Raw genomic sequence first — 21,845 nt, 5'->3', positions numbered from 1 at the left:
GAAAGGAATGATATTATGAATTTAAAAAAATTAATAACAAATACTTTAGCTATTGTAGGTGCTGTTGTGGTTGTAGATAAAATTGTAAATGCCGTTTCAAACAAGAGCATAAAGTCTATAAGTGAGGCTCTTATGAAGGGTGATTTAAATGAAGATGAAGATAGAGATGAAGATTCAGACCTATGTCAATGTAGCTTTTTAGATGATGACTATGAAGAAAATCTAAATTCTTGTCACTGTGGTGAAGATTCTGAAATTGATTATGAAGCTTTCCCTGACATAAAACAATATGAAGATAGTGACGAAAGCGCTTTTCAGTATGCTATAAAAACTGAACCTATTACGGATACACCAAAAGAAGTATAATATGTATTAAAGTCCACCTTCCTTAAAAGAAAGTGGACTTTTTAATTATCTGTGATGTTTTTTATGATGTTTTTTGTTCTTCTTGCTCTTCTTCTTACTTGGATAACATTCATCAAATTCTTTATAATCATAGTATTTCTTTTTATGATGTTTGTGTCCATAATCACAATTATTTAGATACATGTTTTGAAGTAAATATTCACACTTCATGCAGTTACTCTTAGGCTGAACACATTCTTCACATACCTTATAACTTATTGGATCACGATTTTCTAATCTACGACGGTCTCCTTCATATTCTTCTCTTAGGATGTCATCATATACTGGTTTTTCATATCTTTTACTATTCTCAACATCCTCTAATAAAATATCATTTTCTTCTTGTTCTATACCTTTTGTATCTATTTCTTCATAGTCTATGTCTTCTTTAAAATTATTTCTATCTATTATATCATTGTCATCATGGACTTCCTTTTCAATATCATCATACTGATCTTCATTCCACTTATCATATTCCTCGTGATGCTCCTCATAGTTTTTATTACATCTTGGACAAGGATTTTCACATTTTTTATCTAGCTTTTTATAAGGGTTCTCTCTTCTACACTCTCTATTAATTTCAGAAAGACCAAATTTATCCACAGAGTCCCTATTATCATAATATTTTTTATATGCTCTTTCAGCTTCTAATCTCTTCATATATAAAATATCATCAAATTCATCATCTGTTTCTACAAAATCATCATAGATATCAAAATCTTCTTTTCTTTCAACAGGTTTAATAAATCTTTTTGCTAAACCATCTACAGGATCCTTAAATTCTACAGATTTTACATCAGTATAATCATCTACATTCCATCTGTTATTACATTGACATTCATGGGAATCTTCATTATTAAATACTATCTCCCTACCAAAGGTAACATTAGCACTAGCTCTCTCTTGTGAAAAATCTCCGTCTGTATCAAAGGCTTCAATAGACATTATATACCTTTCTCCTAGACTTGGTTTGTTAGCCAGTTTTAAAACATAGGAGTTAGCATCTCTGCCTAATGTAGTTACATAGTTGGAGTTTATGAATATATTATATCCACCTAAATCTATATCAGTATTTTTAGTCCAATTCATTCTTATTTCTTGGCCTGTTGCTACTGCTCTAAAATCTCTTACACTTCTAGGTTGCGTTAATAAATCTAAATTTTCTGGTCCATAGTTTAAGTCTACTGGTGGATTTACTCCAGGCATGGTTCCATTCTCAGTAAATTGCCACATTCTCCATCTAGTCCATCCACCTTGATCCCTTGGATATGGAGGATTTGCTGGTAATTCTGGATACATAGCAATCCAAAGAGGCATATCTGCTAGAATAAAGCCTTTCTTAGTATGGTAGAAATTATTATATAAATCAATAAAAAATGCTCCAGTATATAACATCATTTTTCTTCTAGTTTTTCTTTCAAATCTCTTTCTAAATCTGTCTACCCAATCTAGTAAGGCATCTGTAGATATAGATTTATCTAGTGGTGCTTCAATGTCAATTACAGGGAATAGATCTCCATATCTTCCTGGTCCATAAGCTTGTTGTAATATGTCTATAAATCCATCACATTGAACATCTGCGGTAGTTAAATCTGTAGAAGGTACTGCATAGTGATATGCTCCTGTTTTTACTCCCACATTTCTTAATCCGTTTACATACTCAATAAATTTTCTGTCTATTCTAAATCTACCAGTACCATAACCAGAACCACGTAAATAAGCATATGGGGTTTGTGTTGCAAGTAGAGTATAATTTACATCGCCCCTATATTCATTTAAATCAGGACCTATTATGTTACGACTAGTTTTATTTTGCATACTCTCCTCCGAAATTGAATGCTTCACTTATTATATTACTAGTCATATATCCAATGTGTTACAACATTTTTATTTAAATTTTTAATTGAATTTATAATTAAAATTATATGATTTTTTTAAAATTCCTCTCATTAGATTTTAATATATAGAACCTAATTATCTACTGATTCTTTACTTTAATTTCTCCACTCTGTAAGTTTACCTCATATATTTTATTGTTTAACAAAATATTTTCATCCCTTCTATTATTTCCTGAATAGGTTATATAGAAAATTATGCTATTTTTATCTTTAAATAAGCTCTTGTAGTAGGTGGTAACTCCCTTTACATATTTATCAGAATCCTTATTTTGAGTGTTTGATGACTTTATATCCTTTATAAATTTAAAAACTTCATCTTCAATATAGTTATTAATTTTCATCTCTATATCCTTGTTTATCATATTTTCAATTTTAGGATAACATAAATACTGATTAAACTCTTCACTACTTTCTTCATAATTTATTGTTTTTATTATTGGGGCTTCCACTTGAATATTTACTTTATTTAAACCTTTAGGAAATTTACTTAGGGGTATATAAAATTTAGGAATTCCTGCTACGTAGGGTGCAATTTCATATTCATCAAAATATATAACTAAGTCTTTATCTGTTAAGAAAAACTTTTGATTATAAGGGATTACATTTAGTTTATCTACAGCTTCTTTGAAATATAATTCAGGATTTTTATTTATAGTAGCTTTCACATTGTCTAAAATAATTTTATTATAATTCCTATTATTACCCAAGAAATCTTCAATGACTCCTCTATTTCCTGTATTTATATCAAAGTTAAAGGTCTCATCTACCGATGATCCATGAGCTCCACCTGTATAACTATATAGGTTTAGTGTTATTGAAAGGATATTATTCTTATTATAAGTCACATTGTTATTTACATTAATTACATAGGGTTTTGGTTCTAATCCAACTTTTATATTATATTCATTGTCTCTAATTGATAGCTTTGTTATATATTCTTCAAAGTCATTAATTCTTTTTGATATCTTATTATTTATAATCCCTTCTGCTTCTTTATTTTTAGCAATCTTTACAATGGGCTTATTGATATTTACAGATACATACTTATTAGAATATACCTTTTCCTCGTTTTCTATTGTGGCACCTTCTTCATCTTTCAGTATATTATTAACCATTCTTGGTAAAGATATCTCTACGGAATCAGGATCACTGTGTGTATCTATGGCAAATGCTCCATGAAAATTAGTAGTTAATAATAAAACTAAAATTAAATATATAACTTTCCTCATAACATTTCTCCCTTCTATAAAATATATTTTAAATAAAATAACTTTATATTAGTTTGCCCATATAAATCCTGTGTACACCTGTTAATTTTTAATAAAAAAATGCCTTAACCTTTAGTTAAGACATTTTTTTAAATTAATTTTTTATAATTTAATTCTTAATTTATTTAATATAGTACTTGTTATAAACTGTGGTCCACCTACTATATACATTTTACTTATACTATCTCTATTTTTTGTAACTACATTCATTACTGGTGCTTCTACAGCAGTTGTATTTGTTAATAGTACAAAAGATTTTTTTTGTGCTGCTAAAGCTGAAATAGAAAGTGCATCTGGGAAATTTGTACCTAGAGCCATAAACATTTCACTACTAGTTAAACTACCTTTAAATTTATTAAAAATTTTCTCATTAGTTTCGTATCTATCAGCTCCTCCAATTCTCTCTGGGCTTTTTATACTTTTAGCTACACTATCTGATATAACAGTGGTTCCCCCTATTATATAACTTCTAGTAATAGACTGCTTATCTAAATAATTTTTCACTGTACCTGTTAATACACTTTTTTCAGTTAAAAGTATAGGCATTCTTCTTACCCCTGCCACAGCTGATATAGAAAGACTATCTGCAAATCCTGCACCTGTTGCAATGGCCACTTCACCGTTATTTCCCACTGCCTGCGCAATTTTTACAGAGGTCTCATATCTATCTAAACCACCTAATCTTTCTGTAGATATAGACATAGCTTTAATTCCATTTTCAAAGGATGTTGAAAGGACAGTAGGTCCCCCAACTATAATAGCTTTTTTTACCTTTAGACTAGAGAGTAAGTTTTTTAACTCACTTTGACTACTTAAAGATTCATTTCTTGCTAGTAAAATCGGTGCATTATTTTTTGCTGCCAATGGTCCTGCACACAATGCATCTGGATAACTCATTCCTGGTGCTATTATTACCGTATCGGAAGTTGTCCATCCTTTTTTTGCTGCTAGATAAGAGGTCTCAAATCTTGTAGCTCCATACATTCTCTCTCCTGGGGTTGAAGAAAGGGTTACATTAGCTTTTAAATAATTAGTAATACCTTTGCTTATACCACTAGCTAATAATTCTTGATAAGCATTTGTGTTCATTTTAAGCGCTTCACTTTTATTACTTATAAAACCACATTCCGCTAAAGTTGATGGCATTTTAGTCTCTCTTACCACATGAAGATCTTTAGTCTTTACCCCTCTATCATTAGCTCCAGTACTGCTTATTAATTGTTTTTGCACAGAATCTGTCAGTGGTTTTGAATCCATTCTATTAGGATAATAATAAGTTTCTATTCCATAGGCATCAGTTCTAGTTGCTGAATTTATATGAATAGATGCAAAGGCATCAGCTCCTGAATTATTAGCAAGGGAACTAATTTCTCTAAGCTCCAAAAACTTATCCGTGGTTCTACTCATTACTACTTCTATTCCTTGAGATTGAAGAATTCTTTGTACCTTCTCTGATATAGCTAAAGTTAATTTTTTTTCTTCTAATCCATTTGCACATGCTCCAGGGTCTTTCCCACCATGTCCTGCATCAATAAATACTCTATAATTACTGTTAGTTGTTATAGTTTTTCCAGTGGTTGCTGTTAAAGTTCTAGCTGATGCTACTTCTTTAGTTGGATCTTTTACTTCTACTTGATAAACATAAGTACCGCCTTCACTTTCAAGGGTTATAAAGGTTTCCCCTGAAGCTATACCCACAAATTTTCCATTTTCGTCTACTTTGACTATACTTTCATCTCTAGAACTTAATTTAAAAGGAATTGAAGCTTCTTCTTCTACTAAAAGGCTAGTATGGTCAATTGCTTGTCCAACATCAATGGATAATCCATTTTTCACAAGTACATTAGCCCCTTCATTTTCACTTAGTATAGTTTGTAGTTGACTTTCTGTATTACTTATGCCACCATCTTCTGCTGTAGCTAATCTACTAACTGGAGATACCATAGTAATTGTTAACATTGCAGTTATTGCACATAGTAGCTTTCTAATACGACTTTTACTTCTTTTCACTCTTCTTTCCCCCTATTATACATAATTATACATTTTATCACTAAAATATAGTCACCATTAATTTTATTCTACATATATCATTCATATCCTTTTGATTTTTGATAAATTATGTGGAATTTTTACTTTTACACTGTTACTTATACATTATAACATATAAATTGGGAGGAATTTGTAAACTTTTATAATATAGCTTCCTTATGCAATAATTAATATGAATTTAAATCTTGGTAAACAGAGTTCTTAGCTTCAGATGGAGTATTAAAGCTAGTAGTAATGGATTTAATTAGAGCTATAACTTATAAAAGGTATATCCTAATGACTTTCATCACTATGATATACCTTTTAATTCTTACTTTAAATAATAAAATCCTTTGGATCATGCTCCTTTGCTTTAGGACCATTGTATTCAGCCTTAGGTCCATTAAATACTGCTTTAGCACTTTCTACTTGTGGATCATGATTTATATTTTTTTTCTTAAAATGTCCATCTTCTTTTTTATTATTTTGTGTTTTTTTCATATTTGTCACGGTATCACCCCTTTGTAATATTAGAGTAACCACAAATCTATAGTTTATACTTTTTAAGGTTCCTTATATTTAAAGATAATATATTTTCTAATATTTACCTGAACTTATAATCATATTATGATATAATTATAGTATTATACTCATATATTAAGAGTAAACTTATTATAATAAAAATGATTTAAAGGAGGTTATTACATTATGGAATACAATTTATCAACTTTAGAAGCTTTTCAAGTTTTAGATTCTCATCCTACTTACAGAGCTATTAATTCTGAAGGTCATACTTTAGAACTTAGAGGTCCAGAAAAATTTATCATTCACAGACGTGTAAAACTTGCAAAAGATAAGCATGTAAGTCTTAATGATACATGGAGAATAATTAAGCCTATTGATTATGAACTAGCTAATGAACTTTTCAAAAGACTTAGAACTATAGAAATTAGATTTGAAGATGGTTCTAAGAAATTCTATTCAAAGATGCCTGACAATGGTCATGTTATCCTTGAAAGTGATCTACCACATTATAAAAATTGCTTATTTTATTGTTTTAGTTACTATGAAGAATAAAATTTTTATGTAAGGATTTATTATGGATATTGATGAGTGCATAAATAAAAAATAGACTATGAAACTTAATTTCATGTTTCATAGTCTATTTTTTGTAACCTTTAAAGTACCTACTAATATATTATATATAGATAAGTACTTTTTAGGAGATTTATATGGAATTTTACGGAAGCCAAACTGAAAAAAATCTGAAAAAGACTTTTACTGGTGAGAGTAAGGCTAACACTAAATATACATTATATGCAGAAAAAGCTAGAAGTGAAGGTCTTCACTATGTAGCCCAAGTTTTTGATGAAACTGCATTTAATGAACTTGCCCATGCTAGAAGGGTATTTGGAGAATTTTTAGGTGAAGTAAACTCTACAGAAGAAAACTTAATGAATGCCTTTATGGGCGAAACTGCTGAAGCAACTGCAATTTATAAAGAATATGAAGAAGTCGCAAGAAGGGAAGGGTTCGAAGAAATCGCAGACTTCTATAAAGAACTTGCGGAAGTGGAAGCTGAGCATGATTTAAGATTCCGTGCTCTTTACAACCGATTACTTAGCTGTACCTTGTATAAAGGAGATTCTGATTCTCTATGGCAATGTACTAACTGTGGATATATACATGAAGGTGACACTGCACCTAAAGTATGTCCTCTTTGTAAATTCCCTCAAGGATGGTTTGAGCCATATTGTAACCCTCTAGAATAAATATAAAATAGCGTAGATACCCATCCCCCAGGGTAATCTCGCTATTTTATTTTTATTATATAAAGGTTTTTAATGATTCTTATAGAAATATTTAATTTATATACTATGGAGCTAAAGTTATACATTAATTGAAGATATCATGTTTTTTATTAAAAGTTTATATTTTTTTATTATAGGAGTTATTATGAGTATTAAAATTTTAATTTGTGATGATGATGCACTGATAAGAGAAAGTTTAAAAATTATATTATCCATGGATGAGGAGTTAAATGTTGTACATGTTTGTGAAAATGGTTTGGAAGCTGTTAAGTATTGCTGTAATAACTCTGTGGACGTGGCACTTTTAGATGTTCGTATGCCTAAATTAAATGGTGTAGAGACAACTAAGGAGATTTGTAAAGTCACATCAACTAAAGTCATTATATTAACCACCTTTGATGAAGATGAATATATTTCTTCTTCATTAAGGAATGGAGCAAAGGGTTATTTGTTAAAAAGCAATTCTCCTAATACTATTATTAACACCATAAAAGTAGTTCATAATGGAAGTGACGTAATGGAAAATGGAATTATAGATAAGCTTCTTTCTAAAACTTCTCCAGTATGTCCTAACCCTAATATGAATAATTTTTCTAAAAGAGAAGTGGAAATTATAGAATCCATTGCTGAAGGTTTAAGTAATAAGGAAATTTCTGAAAAGCTATATATCTCTGAAGGTACTGTGAAAAATTATATTACAAACATATTAACTAAAACTAATTTAAAGCATAGAACCCAAATTGCAGTTTATTATTTAAAAGGAAAAATTTAGGTATGACTAAAGTCATATAAAGTTATGACCTTTTCCACTTATTAGTGGGAAAGGTTTTTTATATAATTTAATTATAGGATATTCTAATTATATTTAAATTTGAGCTAAGAAATATCAATAAGATTTTTAGAAAATACTTAATAATTTTTTAGCTTAAAAAAGGGGTTGTTATAATGTTAATAAATATGGAAAACCTGACTAAAAACTTTGGTGATAATATTGCTGTAGATAACTTAACTCTTTCCATTGAAAAAGGTGAAATTCTAGGTCTTTTAGGTCCTAACGGTGCAGGTAAAACTACTACTATAAATATAATCACCTCCATACTAAAGCCTACTAAAGGTAATGTAGAAATCTTTGGAAAGTCTCTTTATAAGTATGGACCAGAAATAAAAGCTCGTATGGGTATTGTACCTCAATGCATATCTTTATACGAAAACCTTACAGTAGAAGAAAATATAAGTTTTTTTGCAAAACTTTATGGGTTAAGGGGAGCTTCTTTGAGAGAGGGTTTAAACTATGCTCTAGATTTTACCTCTTTACAGGATCATAAAAAAACTAAGTGTAAAAATCTATCTGGTGGAATGCAGCGTCGATTAAATATTGGTTGTGCCATAGCTCATAAGCCAGAAATTATAATTATGGACGAACCAACCGTGGGAATAGATCCTCAATCTAGAAATCATATATTAAATATGGCAAAGGAGCTTAATAAAGAAGGTTGCACTATTATTTATACTTCTCACTACATGGAAGAAGTTCAACAGCTGTGTAATAAAATTGTTATTATGGATAATGGAAAGCTAATAGCAAAGGGAACTAAGGATGATTTAATCTCTTTAATTTCTGATAACTCCACTTTAGAAATTGAAGGCTATGATATTAATGAATCTGTTTTAGAAAAGCTTTTGGAAATAAAGGGAGTAAAAAGTTATTCCTTAAATGAAAATAAAGTACTGATAACCTCCAGTAAAGATGTATCAAATTTAAGTTCCATTATTAACTTTTTTACTTCTAATAATATAGAAATTAGAAATATGGGTTATAAAACCTTAGATTTAGAAGATGTATTCTTAACTTTAACTGGCAAAAAGCTTAGGGATTAGGAGGAAATTATGAAATTTTTAAATGTTGTTTATTATGATATATTAGACCTAGTTAGGGATAAGACCTCCATGTTATCCATGATAATTTTCCCTATATTATTTATGACTACCCTTGGAATAACTTTAAGTGGAGCCTTTTCTTCAAGCTATGAATTTAAACCTAAAACAGTGATATATGTGAACAATCTTTCTACCACTTCTGATTATAGTGAAGAAAAACTTATTTTAAATAATTTCTTAGAACTGGGGAAAAAAAATAATATAACCTTTAAAGAAATTTCATCTGTAGAAGAAGGTCAAAAAGAAGTTCAAACTGCTAATTCTATATTCCTAGAACTTAAGGATAAAAATATTATAGTTTATAAAAATTCTAAGAATAAATATTCAACAAATATAGTTATAAGTATGCTAACTTCCATATCTAAAAAAGTCACTCTAAAAAGTATCACCAATGGTAATATTGAAACCTTAAAAGAAGGCTTTACCACTGCTACTGAATTTCAGCCTAAAAAAGGATTTACCTCCTATGATTATTATGGCATCGTAGAAATAACCATGATGGTCCTTTATGGTTCGGGCTATGGGTTTTATACCATTTATAATAATAGAAGAAACAAAATAGAAGCTAGGTGCTTTCAAGGAAACCTTTCTAAAAATTCCTATATAATAACTAAAGTTACTTCAACTTTTATTGTAACAGTGATATCACTAATTCCTGCAATGCTTTACTCCATATTTGTTTTAAAAGCTTATTGGGGTGAGGATTACTTCTCTGTTATAGCACTCCTTTTATCTTTAAATTTCTTTGGCACTACCCTTGGGATTTTATTAGGATATATTTTTAAGGAAGAAAAACATGGTTCCTTCTTTCTTAATACCTTAATTATACCTGTTATGACCTTTTTAGGTGGAGGATATATATATTTAGAAGATGGTAATAAGCTCCTTGATATAGTACGCTATATTTCACCTTTAACCTTAATAAATAAATCTATTCTTTCCATAGCTTTTTATGATGACTATTCTAAGTTTTATATAAGTATTCTCTACTCTGTAGCACTGGGAATTTTATTTTTAGCTTTTACTTTCTGTTTATCAAATAAAAAGGAGGCTTATTAATGAAGATTTTATTAGTTATGGCGGAAAAAAATCTAAGGCTTATATTTAAAGATAAGCTTTCTATAGTACAACTTTTTATTCCTATAATAATAATAATGCTTAGTATAAAATTATTTAGTTTCAGCAATGGAACTGTAAAAATCGGGATTATAGATGAAGATTGCTCTGATTCATCAAAGCTTTTAATAAGTAGTTTAAGTAATAATTCTTCAATTAGTACAGTCCCTCTTGAAGGTTCTACTGTTGAATCAACTATGATGGAGACATCGATTCCTGTCACCATTGAAATCCCTAAAGATTTTGAAGAAAGTATTATAAATGGAAGTCCTAAAAAGATTAATGTACTTTCTGAAAAAGACAGTTCTATGGGTAATGCTATTACCTCCATAGTAAATCTTCAAGTAGAAGATTTATATAACTTGGGCATTAATTCTAATAAAAGCAATGATGAATATGAAAATCTTTTATTAAAATATAGTGATGATCCAGTGAAAATCACTTCTAAAACCTTATCAGATTTAGAGAATGATTTTGAATTAACTCAAATTTCCATTGCCTTTGTAATTTTCTTTCTCATGATGAGGGCATCTTCTATATCTTATATAATATTATCAGAAAGATGGAATAAAACTTACTATAGAATATTTACTACGCCAGTTACCTCCTTTCAATATATTGGAGGAAATATCTTAGCAAACTTTTCACTTTTAGCTTTTCAACTTCTAATTACCCTTATTACTCTAAATTATTTTGTAGATATATATACTGGGGTAGGCTTTATTCCTCTGTTTCTTCTGTTGTTAGGAATAGCCCTAGTTACCGTGGCCTTTGGTATTTTTTCCATAGCTTTATTTTTTAATTCTAAGGGATACGGTATGTTTTCTAACATTGTAATTACTATTACTACTATAGTATCAGGTGCTTTTACTTCCATTAATTTTTTACCTGAAAGTGTTAGATTTATAGCTCCCTTCACTCCTCAGTACTGGGTAATGAATGGGATAAATAAACTTCAGATGGGTATGGGAACAGATTCTATTATTATTAATTTAGGAATATTATTACTCTTTTCCATTGCACTATTTTTAGCTGCAGCCTATAAGCTTAAGTTCAAACTTCAATAAAAATTTTATATGTAAGTCAATTGTTATAAATACTGTGTTAAAGACCATTATAATAAACCCTCACTAAGAAATTTAAATTATTAGTGAGGGTTTATCTATGTATTCTTTCCTTTCAATGATATAATTAAGCAATAATATTTTTTTAATTTTACTTTGAAAGAAGGGATATAATGAGTATATTATCTTTAAAAAATGTTTCTTTTCAAGATGCTAATACAAAAGTTCTAAAGGACATTAATTTAGAAATCAATGAAGGGGATTTTATAACTATCACAGGTCCTTCTGGTGGTGGCAAATCAACCTTACTGAGAATTTTAGGGGACTTAATTTCACCAACCTCTGGTCATATATACCTGAGAGATAAAGATTATTCTGAAATCCCCCCTCTTAAACTACGCAGTGAAATAAATTATTTTTTCCAACAACCTTATTTGTTTGGTAAAACTGTCTATGATAATCTTTCTTTTCCCTATGAAATTAGAAAGAAAAATATAGACGATAGTAAAATATATATGCTTTTAGAAAAATTTAATATGGACAAGGAATACCTGCGTAAAGATATAAACAAATTATCTGGTGGCGAGAAACAAAGAATTTCCCTTATTCGCTCTCTTCTCCATCCAGGTCCTGTTCTCTTACTAGATGAGATTACTTCAGCACTGGACAAAGAAAATAAACTTTTAGTTGAACATATTATGAAGGATATGAATAAGAACGGTCATACAATCTTATGGATTACCCATGATTTATCTCAAATAAAGGACTTAAGCAATAAAAAGATTATTATAGAAGATGGAACAATAATTTCTAAGGAGGGATTTTAATGAGTACTCTATCCCTTATAGTTTCTTCAGTATTAATTTGCATTCCTATTTTCATCTCCTATAAAGAAGATTTAGGACTAGGTAAAGATATACTTATTAGTATGGTTAGGGCCATAATACAATTAGTTATAGTAGGCTATATACTTCAATTTGTATTTAGCTTAGAAAATCCTATATTCACTATTTTATTAGTAACATTAATGATCATCAACGCAGCACTTAATACTAAAAAACGTAGTGAGAACATAAAAAGCCCTGTTAGAACATCTTTTATTGCTCTATTTTTAGGTGCTTTTATAACCCTTTCTATATTAGTACTTTCTGGTGCTATTAACTTTATTCCTAATGAAATAGTACCTGTAGCTGGTATGGTTGTCAGTAATTCTATGGTTGCCATAAATCTCAGTTACAAAAACCTTAATACTACCTTTAGTAGTAAGAGAAATGAAGTTGAAGTTAAACTTGCCCTTGGAGCTACAGCTAAGGTTGCATCTAAAGAGATTCTTAAAGATAGTATAAAACTCTCAATAATGCCTTCCATTGACTCTGCTAAAACCCTTGGCATTGTATCTCTTCCTGGGATGATGACTGGATTAATTTTAGCTGGATCATCTCCACTTATGGCAATTAAATTTCAAATAATGGTTACCTTTATGATATTATCTTCAACCTCCATTGCTACCTTAATAGCAACCTATATCTCCTACAAAAGCTTCTTTAATGAAAGATCTCAATTGAAAATATAGTATTAATATAGGGATTGTCCAAATAAATTAAATAGTTATTTAGGCAATCCCTTATTAAATTACTCTATTATGATAAAGGAAGAATCATTATTATAGTAAATCCATCTTCTCCATTAAAACTAATATTCCCTCCAAGGTCTATTACTCTCTCCTCCATTGCCTTAAGTCCAATGCTCTTTTTTATATTCACTGCTCCATCACCATTATCTTTTATAGAGACTCTTACAATCTTATTTAGGACTTCAATATTTAAAGAAACACTGTTACCCGTAGAGTGTTTTTTTATGTTTGTAATTGCCTCCATTAGGTTATTAATTATACACTTCCAATGACTATAGGTAAGCTTATCTATGTTTCCAGAGTGATTAAAGGTATATACATAACTATTATGACTAAAAGCATCATCCATTATAGATTTCACTCTATTTATACCTAATTGTTCCTCGGAAGGCTTAATTATTTTTAAAGTTTTTCTAATATCATCCATACCTTCCCTTAGAACTTGAATAGTTGTATTTATCATATTTTTAGCTTCATTTTTATCTTTATCTATTACTACCTTTGTGGCTTCTAGATGCATTAAACTAGAAGCTATAGTATGTCCAATTTTATCATGCATTTCCTTTGATAGCTTATTTCTTTCTTCCAACTTTGTGGTATATATTATCTGTTTTGAATAATTTTTTTCTTTTTCTACCTCTTTAGTATACTTGTCTATTTTTTCTCTTAACATTAAGTTTTCTTTCCATATTTTATCTATTTTACTTACTTTATTAATTAATATCTTTGCTGCTATATAGTAAAATATTGCAAACAATAAACAATTCATAACTATGTCTTTTGGTATCATGGTTATAAATAAGATACTCCCTATAAAAGAATGGATAAGCTTTATATTCATTAGTATACCTATGTCAAAAAAGGTAAATGGTATTAATATGAAAAATATACTGTTGTATTTTATACCTAGTCCATAAGAAATACAGAAAGACATGGCTGATAAACATATCTTTATCTTAATATCTTCTAAATAATATAAAGCTATGTTTATTATTATAAAACACAGTAATCCTATAATTATAGAGCTTTGGAAGGAGCCATAATTTATATATACATAGATACTAAATATGAGCCCAAGTAATTTTATAGTGAGAAAATAATCATCCCTGTTATTAAGCATGCAATTTCCACCTTTGCTAAATATTATATCTTTATATTATCACAATAATAAGGTCTTTCCCAAAATATATCACTAATCTGGGATAAAATATTGAGCATGTACTTATATTATTAAAATACATGCTCAACATTTATTTATATGAATTTATTTTGTGAAAACCCTTTTTATTATTGACCTAAGTTAGATTCTCTGACTTCCATTTCTTCTCCCTCACATAGAGTTATTGTTGCATTTTCCTCAAGGGTATTTACCATACTTTCCTCCTTTTGTTTTTCATATTTTTCTTTTCCTCTAAAAAACATTAGAAATATTATCACTGGGATTTGAACAAATATAAGAGCTGCAAGTATTCCAAATACACCTGATAAATTTATATCCTTAAATCTTTTATAACTTAAAATGAATAACATTATATTTATAAAAACTATCAGGGTAATCTGAAAAGACATGGAAGCTGCTATTAGCAACCCATTATCAGTTTTTTCAAGTTCAAAAGTAATAAAGGTTCCAATAATCTCTAAAATTATAAATCCTATTAAGAAAGCCAGTACATATATACTATATTTTTTTCTTCCTATTCCTTTGTTAAGTAAAAATAAGTCATCACTCATTTCATCACCTCATTAACAGTATTTTACAGTAACCTACTATAATTCTATACACATTTTCAAATATTATAACTAAAATCAATAAACCTCTGGAAATTATTTAAATAATCTCCAGAGGTTTATTTTAATACTACAGCATAGTTATTTATAAAAATTACTTTTCACTTTTATACAAGTCTACATATTCTTTATAAACTACAGCTACTTTTTCTATATAGTTTACTGTTTCTTTAAAAGGTATTGTATGAACTACTTCTCCATCCTTGGAATATCTAGGATCCTGAAGCCATTTACATACATTCCCTATGCCACCATTATAAGCTGCTAGCATTTCATTTGTATATTTAAGTTGATTTTTTAAGTAATTTAGATACCAACACCCCATCTCTATATTCACATCTTCATTCTTCAGCATTTCTATAGAGAAGTTTTCTATATTTAGTTGCCTGGCTATCCATTCTCCTGTACTTGGCATTATCTGCATTAATCCTACAGCTCCCATAGATGAAACAATATCCTTATCAAACCCACTTTCTGTTTTGATTATAGCTGCAACTAAATAAGGATCTAGTCCATAGATTTCACTATATGCTTCAATCTCTTCACTATATGGTACTTGTATATGATTCTCTACTACATCTTTTTCATTACTACCTACTTCCTTAGTTTTTTCATTTTCATGTAAATTCATAAAATATAAATTAATACATATTCCTGCTATAAATAAAATAGCCGTTATACTAATAAACTTAAGATTTAACTGCTTTTCTTCTAATATTTCCATTATACCTCCACTAACAATGTATAACTTTATTATTTAAATCAGAATTCATGTATTAATTAGTATTTCACCTTTACCATAAAATAAACAAAAAAGACTTTAAAATAAAAATTAATTTATTTTAAAGTCTTAATTTATCCGAATCCGATGACTAGCAGCTCTAATACTAAAGTTTAAATTGTTCCATAAACTCTTTCATATTTTCTGTAAGTCCAAGTAATTTTTCTGCTGCATTTGCAACTTCATCACTAGAAGCTGTAAGTTCTTCTGTAGATGCAGCTATTAGTTGTGTATTTCCCGAAACCTCAGAAGATATTTGCGTTGAGTTTTCTATATTTTCAGTAATAGAATTTTTTTCTTCTATAATTTCTTTAGAGCTAACTGCTACATGTTCTATTTTAGGTACCATATCTAAAACTAATGCTGCAATATTTTTAAATGAATCTATAGCATTATCTACACTAATTAGTCCGTTATTTAATTCACCATTTATTTTATTGCTTTTAATTTCTATAGTTTCACTCTCTTTAATAGCATTATTTATTACATTATAAATATTTTGTGTAGATTCCTTGCTTTGCTCTGCTAGCTTTCTAATTTCATCAGCTACTACTGAGAAACCTCTTCCAGCTTCTCCAGCTCTTGCAGCCTCTATAGCCGCATTTAGTGCTAGAAGATTTGTTTGTTCAGATATACTATTAATAATTTCTGTTATTTCTGTTACAGTTTCCATACTAGATTTCATACTATATATAGAACCGTTAAACTCTTTAAAGGATTTACTTAACTCATTCATGGCCATGGCTAACTTTTCCATATCCTCATTACTCTTATCCGCTTTGTTATTAATATTTTCTGCCATATCACTAATATTATATATGTCACTTATATTATTAGATAGTTTATTATCGAATTCCTCTAGTTCTTTAGTTACATCTTCCAATTCTTCTGCCTGCCTTTGTGAGCTTGTAGCAGTTTCTTCTATACTTTCACTTATGCTTTGAGCTCCTGATACAAATTCTTCTGCCAAAGCAGCTAGAGATGAAGCCTCACTTTCAATAACCATGGAACTATCTTTAACATTTAGAATCATTCCACCTATAATTTCCTTACTTTTTTCTATAGCCGTATATATATCTTTGATTTCATCATTCTTCATTTTTCCTATATTGGATTTAGTGAAATTACCCTTTGCCATATCTTCTACAATAGTACCTATTCTACCTAATCTTTTAGTCATAGATTTAGCTACTAGGTATCCAAATATTAGACCTAACACTATAAAAATAATACATACAATTACTACTTTTATTTGAAGTTCTGGTATTTCTGCTAATAGCTCACTTCCACTTACTTCTACACCTACAGACCATCCTGTTGATTCTATAAATGCGAATCCAATATAATTTTCATCTGCACCTTGTCTATACTCACTGGCTCCTCTCTCTCCCGATGTCATCTTTCCTAAAATCTGTTTCATGTTTTCAGAACCATTTTTATCTTTAACTGTATCTAATAGTTTAGTTCCTATAAGCAAGGAATCATTATTAGTTATTATATTTCCTTCCCTATTTATTAAATAAGCATTTCCACTTTTACCTATGGATACCTTTGATATTATTGCTGATAATTTATTAGCATCTAGATAAGCTATTAAAACACCTTTTATATTCCCATTTTCTTTTATTGGGGTACTTATAGCTATTTCTAGCATACTATCAGTTGTACCTAAGTATGGTTCACTAACAAATGTAAGCCCACTTAATGCATTTGAAAAATAGTCCTTATCACTAATATTAGTACTTTCTCCTGAAGTGTCTATACAATTCCCTTCAGCATCTACTATAGCAATTTCTTTTAACTCTATTTTTTCAGCTATATTCTTTAATTTTGTTAACTTTTCTTTCCTGTCTACTGTATCATCTATTAAAAAATCATTTATTGCTATTTGATTTACTATAACTCCATAACTATCTGTCAATTGATTTATTTCTCCTGCCATAGATGCAGCTACATTTTCTAGGAGACTTTTAGATTTGTCAGTAATAATTTTCTTATTCATAAAAAGAGAAAAAGCAGATAGAAATGCTGCAACTAATACTATAATTACTGTGAAACTCAACATAAGTTGCATTCCTATTCCTCTAATCCTTTTCTGTTTTCCTTTTTTAGTATTTTTAATTTTCTTACTTTTTAGTTCATTCTTTGCCCTTTTCCTGACCTTCATATCTTCCCCACCTTACTATATACAAAAAAAATTTACAGCTATATATACACTCTGTACATAAATATAATCGAAACAAAAAATAATATCCTTTACTACACAATATGGTACTTTTACTATTTTCTAAAAATAAATAATAATTTTAATATAAATTTAAGATTTGTATGATAAAATTAAATAAAAAAACGTAATATTATCTAAAAATTTGTAATTAAAGGGTGATGTATTATGAAATTATTATTAGTTGAAGATGAAATACACCTTGCGGAAGCTCTAAAAGAAATTCTTAGTAAAAATAAATATATAGTAGATAGCGTTTATGATGGTGAAGCAGGTCTTGATTATGGTCTTACAGGAATATATGATTTGATTATATTAGATATAATGCTCCCCAAAGTTAATGGATTAGAGATTCTAAAGGAGCTAAGAGCTAATAATGTATCTACTCCTATTCTTCTTCTCACTGCTAAAGGTGAAATTCAAGATAAAGTTAAGGGATTAGACTATGGAGCAGATGATTACTTAGTAAAACCTTTCTCTCATGAAGAACTTCTTGCTAGATTAAGAGCTCTTAGTAGAAGAAAAGCTGAAGTTATAAATGATAATGCTCTTCATTTTAGTGACTTTTCCTTAAATCTATCTACCTATGAACTTGAAGGAAATAGTAACTCTGTCCGACTTACCTCAAAGGAATTTGAAATTCTAAAATACTTTATGGAAAGACCTATTTTAATAGTTACTAAAGATGATTTAATTACAAAGGTTTGGGGCTATGACTCTGATGCTGAATATAATAATATCGAGGTCTATATATCTTTTTTAAGAAAAAAATTATTCTATGTGGGCTCTAAATCCAAAATATCCACCCTTCGTTGTATTGGTTATAAATTGGAGGAGTAGTATGTTTAAAAAATTAAAATATAAATTTATTATTATAAATATGTCTCTTTTAACATTTGTATTTTTTTGTATATTTGGAGTCATATACTTTATAACTTGGAATAGTGGAGAAAGACAGATTAACTTTTCTCTTAATGCACTAATCCATGAACCTAATAATGGTGGACCCAGTAAAGGTGGTCCCCTTAACAATGGTATACTAATAAATCTTGACCATAATTTAAACGTGATAAATATTATTACTCCATATAATGTTGATAAAGATATTCTTGTTGAATTAGCAGTTAATATTCTATCCAAAGAATCTTCATCAGGAGTTATAAAAATTGAAGATACTGATTTTGCATACTTTAAAAGCTTAGATGGTAAGATTAATAGAATTGCTTTAATAAATAAGTCACCTCAGCAAAATCTATTAAAAAACCTTTTAAAGACTTTTTTCATAACTGGCTTTATCAGTTTGATTATATTGTTTACTATAAGCTATTATCTAGCTTATAAAACCATAGCGCCAATTAAAGAGGTATTCGAAAAACAAAAACAGTTTATTGCAGATGCCTCTCATGAGCTTAGAACACCCATTGCCATTATTAAAACTAATTTAGCTTTAGTTTCATCTAATAAAGATAAAACTATTGAAAGTCAAGGCAAGTGGATGAATTATATAGATCTACAAACTGATAGAATGTCTCATCTTATAGATGATATGCTTTCCTTAGCAAAGCTTGATGAAGATAAAAAAATACTTAACCTACAACCTATAAACATAAATAAAGTACTAGAAAATTTACTTATGTCTTTTGAAGCAGTTTTCTTTGAAAATAAAATAGAATTAGAAAACAATTTAAAGGATAACTTTTTTATAAATGGTGATTTAGAAGAAATTAAAAAGCTTTTTAATATTCTAATGGATAATGCTATTAAACACACTTTTCCAAATGGAACTATTACCATCACTTCAAGTAAATTAAAATCTAAGATGGAAATAATTATTACTAATACTGGAGAAGGAATTCCTGATAAAGACCTAGAAAAAATTTTCGAAAGATTTTATCGTTCTGATGAGTCTAGACAACGGAAAACTGGTGGTTATGGTTTAGGCTTAGCTATTGCAAATGCCATAGTAACAAGCCATAAAGGAAAGATTTATGCCAGAAGTAATGTAGGAAAAGATACCTCCTTTATTGTTGAACTTCCTATTTTAGAATGAAATAATTTATAATGAAACATAGAAAAGTACTATAATCTAAATTATATAAGTTTAAAAGCTATCTTAGATATATACCCTGAGATAGCTTTTAGTATTTTATACATGATACTTTTTTCTTTTAAACCTTAACACTACTATTATTGCTGCAATGACTCCTAGAAGGCATATACCATATATTATCAAATTAGATTTAATGTTTGTACCATTTGATGTATTTCCCCTGATATTATTAGGAGAATTTTCTCTATTAACACCACCTGGATTATTTCCTGGCATAAAGTTACCCTGAGGAGCTCCTTTTTCAGGATTATTCTGCATATTGTTGGGTTTTTCTCCAATCCCCATTCCCTTTTCAGTATTATTATTCTCTTTCATATCTTGAGGAATATCCTTTCCCTCTCTATTGCCTCCACCACCTTGACTACCAAGGGCAGATAAATTTAAATTAGTAGCCATATTTCCAGTAGAAGTAGAGGACTGGGATCCAGAAAGTTGAGCATATATACTCTTAGCTCTGTCCACTCCATAGGTAATTAACTCAGGAATAGAAGCTACATATTCATCGTAGGTATAAAAGGCTGTAGCATCATTTTTCACATAGTCACCAATTAAATTGTCTGTATTATTAATTGTTTCAGTAAATACTCCACTATTTACATAATCCTGAACTATTTCATTAAGGTACTCATGATATTTTTCTTTATACTCTTCTACTTCCAGAAGCTTTCCTATAAGTGGACTACTTTCTAAACTATCGGCTACAGGATTATCAATGGGAAAGTTTATAACATTACTTGCACTTCCTCCTTGAAATGCTCCAAAAGCTAAATTGTAATCCCAAGGAAGTATTGAACATATTCCATCCTGTTCATATAGATAATAATTATGCTTCATATTTGATGCATAACTATCTAAATTTACAACAAAAGTATTTACTGCAAAATATCTTAATACTTCATCTAAATCTAAATGTTTTTCTATGTTATTAATATCTTCATTAAGGCTTTTTACCATGGCTATGATTTTATCGTAGTCTTCTTCATTTGTATAATCGAAAATTGCATTTTCAAATATAGTAGAATAATTAGAATGCTCATCTCCAGAATATACTAAGTCTGCTCCACCAGTATTTCTTCCCATAGGCCCATTGATTTCTTTGCCTTGTTCCATAGGCATATTGTTTTTTGCCATATTAGTAGTTTCCGGTTTATATAAATTTCCATCTGTTGTTCCATAGTATCTTTCAATATAGCTTTCTTCCATAACCTCAAGGGCTAAGTATAAACCCCAAGGCTCTCCATTTAAGGTGATGCTAGCATACTGAAACGCTGGAGTAGAAACTCCCATTTTGTTTAATAGATCATAGGAAAGATATTCTTTCATATAAGTTGTATCCTGCATCATATTATTTAATGCTAATTTCTCAAGGCCTTTAAGAGTTTGTCCATCGATATATTCATCAAATTTAACTTTAAAACTATATCTATCTGTAGTATCATCATTAGCAATTTGTGATAATGTTGTATTTCCCTTAGCTCGAAGCCCAACATTATAGTATGCTTCTCCGTTAATAGTTATATTGGCACTATAATATTCTTCTTCCATAGCATTATCTGCTAGTTCATTCCAAAGTTTCTCATCTATATCTATATCAATTTCCATAATATCATCTTTGTTAAAAAGATTTGTTATATACTCTGGTTGGGTTGTTTTCTCTGTAGCATTTGCTTCAACCGTAGACATATCAATAGTTGCCATTACTCCAGCCAAGGCCAGACTTAATGTCATAATTATTGCTATAAAAATATTTATATACTTATTTAAAATCACCTCATACACCA

General features: G+C 29.1%; 19 protein-coding genes and 1 pseudogene. 11 read left to right on the top strand and 9 right to left on the bottom strand.

What is annotated here, in order from left to right:
* The first annotated feature begins 15 nt into the window (after positions 1–15).
* On the top strand, positions 16–366 hold the full coding sequence (locus ACTNBA_RS15495; RefSeq protein ID WP_441075149.1) for a hypothetical protein: 351 nt from the start codon (positions 16–18) through the stop codon (positions 364–366).
* A 45-nt stretch (positions 367–411) separates the two neighbouring features.
* On the opposite strand, the gene ACTNBA_RS15490 is transcribed toward ACTNBA_RS15495, so the two are convergent.
* The 4 genes and pseudogenes from ACTNBA_RS15490 to ACTNBA_RS15475 form a co-directional block, all read right to left on the bottom strand.
* Entirely contained in the window at positions 412–2,223 is a 1,812-nt protein-coding gene (locus ACTNBA_RS15490) for a glycoside hydrolase family 25 protein (RefSeq protein ID WP_441075148.1), read from the bottom strand.
* A gap of 160 nt (positions 2,224–2,383) precedes the next feature.
* Positions 2,384–3,532: a DUF3298 and DUF4163 domain-containing protein gene (locus ACTNBA_RS15485; RefSeq protein ID WP_441075147.1), complete on the bottom strand. Its 1,149-nt coding sequence runs from the start codon at positions 3,530–3,532 to the stop codon at positions 2,384–2,386.
* A gap of 141 nt (positions 3,533–3,673) precedes the next feature.
* Positions 3,674–5,581: a cell wall-binding repeat-containing protein gene (locus tag ACTNBA_RS15480; protein ID WP_441075146.1), complete on the bottom strand. Its 1,908-nt coding sequence runs from the start codon at positions 5,579–5,581 to the stop codon at positions 3,674–3,676.
* A gap of 414 nt (positions 5,582–5,995) precedes the next feature.
* Positions 5,996–6,100, bottom strand: a pseudogene (locus ACTNBA_RS15475) (CPC_1213 family protein); the annotation flags it as partial.
* A gap of 207 nt (positions 6,101–6,307) precedes the next feature.
* On the opposite strand from ACTNBA_RS15475, the gene ACTNBA_RS15470 reads away from it, so the two are divergent.
* From ACTNBA_RS15470 to ACTNBA_RS15435, 8 genes are all read left to right on the top strand, one after another.
* Positions 6,308–6,676 (top strand): hypothetical protein, encoded by a 369-nt coding sequence (locus tag ACTNBA_RS15470; RefSeq protein WP_441075145.1) that lies wholly within the window; start codon positions 6,308–6,310, stop codon positions 6,674–6,676.
* A gap of 155 nt (positions 6,677–6,831) precedes the next feature.
* Positions 6,832–7,371: a rubrerythrin family protein gene (locus ACTNBA_RS15465; protein ID WP_346846329.1), complete on the top strand. Its 540-nt coding sequence runs from the start codon at positions 6,832–6,834 to the stop codon at positions 7,369–7,371.
* A 184-nt stretch (positions 7,372–7,555) separates the two neighbouring features.
* Positions 7,556–8,182, top strand: coding sequence for a response regulator transcription factor (locus ACTNBA_RS15460; RefSeq protein ID WP_441075144.1), 627 nt, complete (start codon positions 7,556–7,558; stop codon positions 8,180–8,182).
* A 173-nt stretch (positions 8,183–8,355) separates the two neighbouring features.
* Positions 8,356–9,288 (top strand): ABC transporter ATP-binding protein, encoded by a 933-nt coding sequence (locus tag ACTNBA_RS15455; protein WP_341349096.1) that lies wholly within the window; start codon positions 8,356–8,358, stop codon positions 9,286–9,288.
* 9 nt (positions 9,289–9,297) lie between these two features.
* Entirely contained in the window at positions 9,298–10,407 is a 1,110-nt protein-coding gene (locus tag ACTNBA_RS15450) for an ABC transporter permease (protein WP_441075142.1), read from the top strand.
* Entirely contained in the window at positions 10,407–11,531 is a 1,125-nt protein-coding gene (locus tag ACTNBA_RS15445) for an ABC transporter permease (protein ID WP_441075141.1), read from the top strand. The genes ACTNBA_RS15450 and ACTNBA_RS15445 overlap by 1 nt, the downstream gene beginning before the upstream one ends.
* Positions 11,532–11,701: 170 nt before the next feature.
* Positions 11,702–12,355 (top strand): ABC transporter ATP-binding protein, encoded by a 654-nt coding sequence (locus ACTNBA_RS15440; protein WP_441075140.1) that lies wholly within the window; start codon positions 11,702–11,704, stop codon positions 12,353–12,355.
* Positions 12,355–13,101 carry an ABC transporter permease gene (locus ACTNBA_RS15435; RefSeq protein WP_441075139.1) on the top strand — a complete coding sequence of 249 codons (747 nt, stop codon included), beginning with the start codon at positions 12,355–12,357 and terminating at the stop codon, positions 13,099–13,101. The genes ACTNBA_RS15440 and ACTNBA_RS15435 overlap by 1 nt, the downstream gene beginning before the upstream one ends.
* A 67-nt stretch (positions 13,102–13,168) precedes the next feature.
* On the opposite strand, the gene ACTNBA_RS15430 is transcribed toward ACTNBA_RS15435, so the two are convergent.
* The 4 genes from ACTNBA_RS15430 to ACTNBA_RS15415 form a co-directional block, all read right to left on the bottom strand.
* Complete coding sequence (locus ACTNBA_RS15430; protein ID WP_441075138.1) at positions 13,169–14,281, bottom strand: sensor histidine kinase; 1,113 nt, start codon at positions 14,279–14,281, stop codon at positions 13,169–13,171.
* Between the two features lie 167 nt (positions 14,282–14,448).
* On the bottom strand, positions 14,449–14,892 hold the full coding sequence (locus ACTNBA_RS15425; RefSeq protein WP_441075137.1) for a DUF805 domain-containing protein: 444 nt from the start codon (positions 14,890–14,892) through the stop codon (positions 14,449–14,451).
* A 151-nt stretch (positions 14,893–15,043) separates the two neighbouring features.
* Positions 15,044–15,673, bottom strand: coding sequence for a lytic transglycosylase domain-containing protein (locus ACTNBA_RS15420; RefSeq protein ID WP_441075135.1), 630 nt, complete (start codon positions 15,671–15,673; stop codon positions 15,044–15,046).
* Positions 15,674–15,836: 163 nt separating this feature from the next.
* Positions 15,837–17,897 (bottom strand): methyl-accepting chemotaxis protein, encoded by a 2,061-nt coding sequence (locus ACTNBA_RS15415; RefSeq protein ID WP_441075133.1) that lies wholly within the window; start codon positions 17,895–17,897, stop codon positions 15,837–15,839.
* Positions 17,898–18,122: 225 nt separating this feature from the next.
* Between ACTNBA_RS15415 and ACTNBA_RS15410 the strand changes: the two genes are divergently transcribed.
* A complete protein-coding gene (locus ACTNBA_RS15410) occupies positions 18,123–18,794 on the top strand; it encodes a response regulator transcription factor (protein ID WP_441075132.1) in 672 nt (223 codons plus the stop codon).
* 1 nt (position 18,795) lies between these two features.
* The gene (locus ACTNBA_RS15405; protein WP_441075130.1) at positions 18,796–20,004 is read left to right on the top strand and encodes a sensor histidine kinase; all 1,209 of its coding nucleotides are present in this window, start codon (positions 18,796–18,798) and stop codon (positions 20,002–20,004) included.
* Between the two features lie 96 nt (positions 20,005–20,100).
* Here the strand turns inward: ACTNBA_RS15405 and ACTNBA_RS15400 are convergent, their stop codons facing one another.
* A complete protein-coding gene (locus tag ACTNBA_RS15400; protein WP_441075128.1) occupies positions 20,101–21,834 on the bottom strand; it encodes a CotH kinase family protein in 1,734 nt (577 codons plus the stop codon).
* Positions 21,835–21,845: the final 11 nt, after the last annotated feature.

This window comes from Clostridium sulfidigenes, from assembly GCF_052067195.1.
GTDB lineage: Bacteria > Bacillota > Clostridia > Clostridiales > Clostridiaceae > Clostridium_J > Clostridium_J sulfidigenes.
The sequence above is the reverse complement of the archived record's forward strand: the minus strand, read 5'-3'. Positions and strand labels throughout refer to the sequence as shown.

Coding starts and splice junctions, on each gene's coding strand:
- ACTNBA_RS15495 (WP_441075149.1), top strand. CDS start 16: ATGAATTTAAAAAAATTAATAACAAATACTTTAGCTATTGTAGGTGCT.
- ACTNBA_RS15490 (WP_441075148.1), bottom strand. CDS start 2,223: ATGCAAAATAAAACTAGTCGTAACATAATAGGTCCTGATTTAAATGAA.
- ACTNBA_RS15485 (WP_441075147.1), bottom strand. CDS start 3,532: ATGAGGAAAGTTATATATTTAATTTTAGTTTTATTATTAACTACTAAT.
- ACTNBA_RS15470 (WP_441075145.1), top strand. CDS start 6,308: ATGGAATACAATTTATCAACTTTAGAAGCTTTTCAAGTTTTAGATTCT.
- ACTNBA_RS15465 (WP_346846329.1), top strand. CDS start 6,832: ATGGAATTTTACGGAAGCCAAACTGAAAAAAATCTGAAAAAGACTTTT.
- ACTNBA_RS15460 (WP_441075144.1), top strand. CDS start 7,556: ATGAGTATTAAAATTTTAATTTGTGATGATGATGCACTGATAAGAGAA.
- ACTNBA_RS15455 (WP_341349096.1), top strand. CDS start 8,356: ATGTTAATAAATATGGAAAACCTGACTAAAAACTTTGGTGATAATATT.
- ACTNBA_RS15450 (WP_441075142.1), top strand. CDS start 9,298: ATGAAATTTTTAAATGTTGTTTATTATGATATATTAGACCTAGTTAGG.
- ACTNBA_RS15445 (WP_441075141.1), top strand. CDS start 10,407: ATGAAGATTTTATTAGTTATGGCGGAAAAAAATCTAAGGCTTATATTT.
- ACTNBA_RS15440 (WP_441075140.1), top strand. CDS start 11,702: ATGAGTATATTATCTTTAAAAAATGTTTCTTTTCAAGATGCTAATACA.
- ACTNBA_RS15435 (WP_441075139.1), top strand. CDS start 12,355: ATGAGTACTCTATCCCTTATAGTTTCTTCAGTATTAATTTGCATTCCT.
- ACTNBA_RS15430 (WP_441075138.1), bottom strand. CDS start 14,281: ATGCTTAATAACAGGGATGATTATTTTCTCACTATAAAATTACTTGGG.
- ACTNBA_RS15425 (WP_441075137.1), bottom strand. CDS start 14,892: ATGAGTGATGACTTATTTTTACTTAACAAAGGAATAGGAAGAAAAAAA.
- ACTNBA_RS15420 (WP_441075135.1), bottom strand. CDS start 15,673: ATGGAAATATTAGAAGAAAAGCAGTTAAATCTTAAGTTTATTAGTATA.
- ACTNBA_RS15415 (WP_441075133.1), bottom strand. CDS start 17,897: ATGAAGGTCAGGAAAAGGGCAAAGAATGAACTAAAAAGTAAGAAAATT.
- ACTNBA_RS15410 (WP_441075132.1), top strand. CDS start 18,123: ATGAAATTATTATTAGTTGAAGATGAAATACACCTTGCGGAAGCTCTA.
- ACTNBA_RS15405 (WP_441075130.1), top strand. CDS start 18,796: ATGTTTAAAAAATTAAAATATAAATTTATTATTATAAATATGTCTCTT.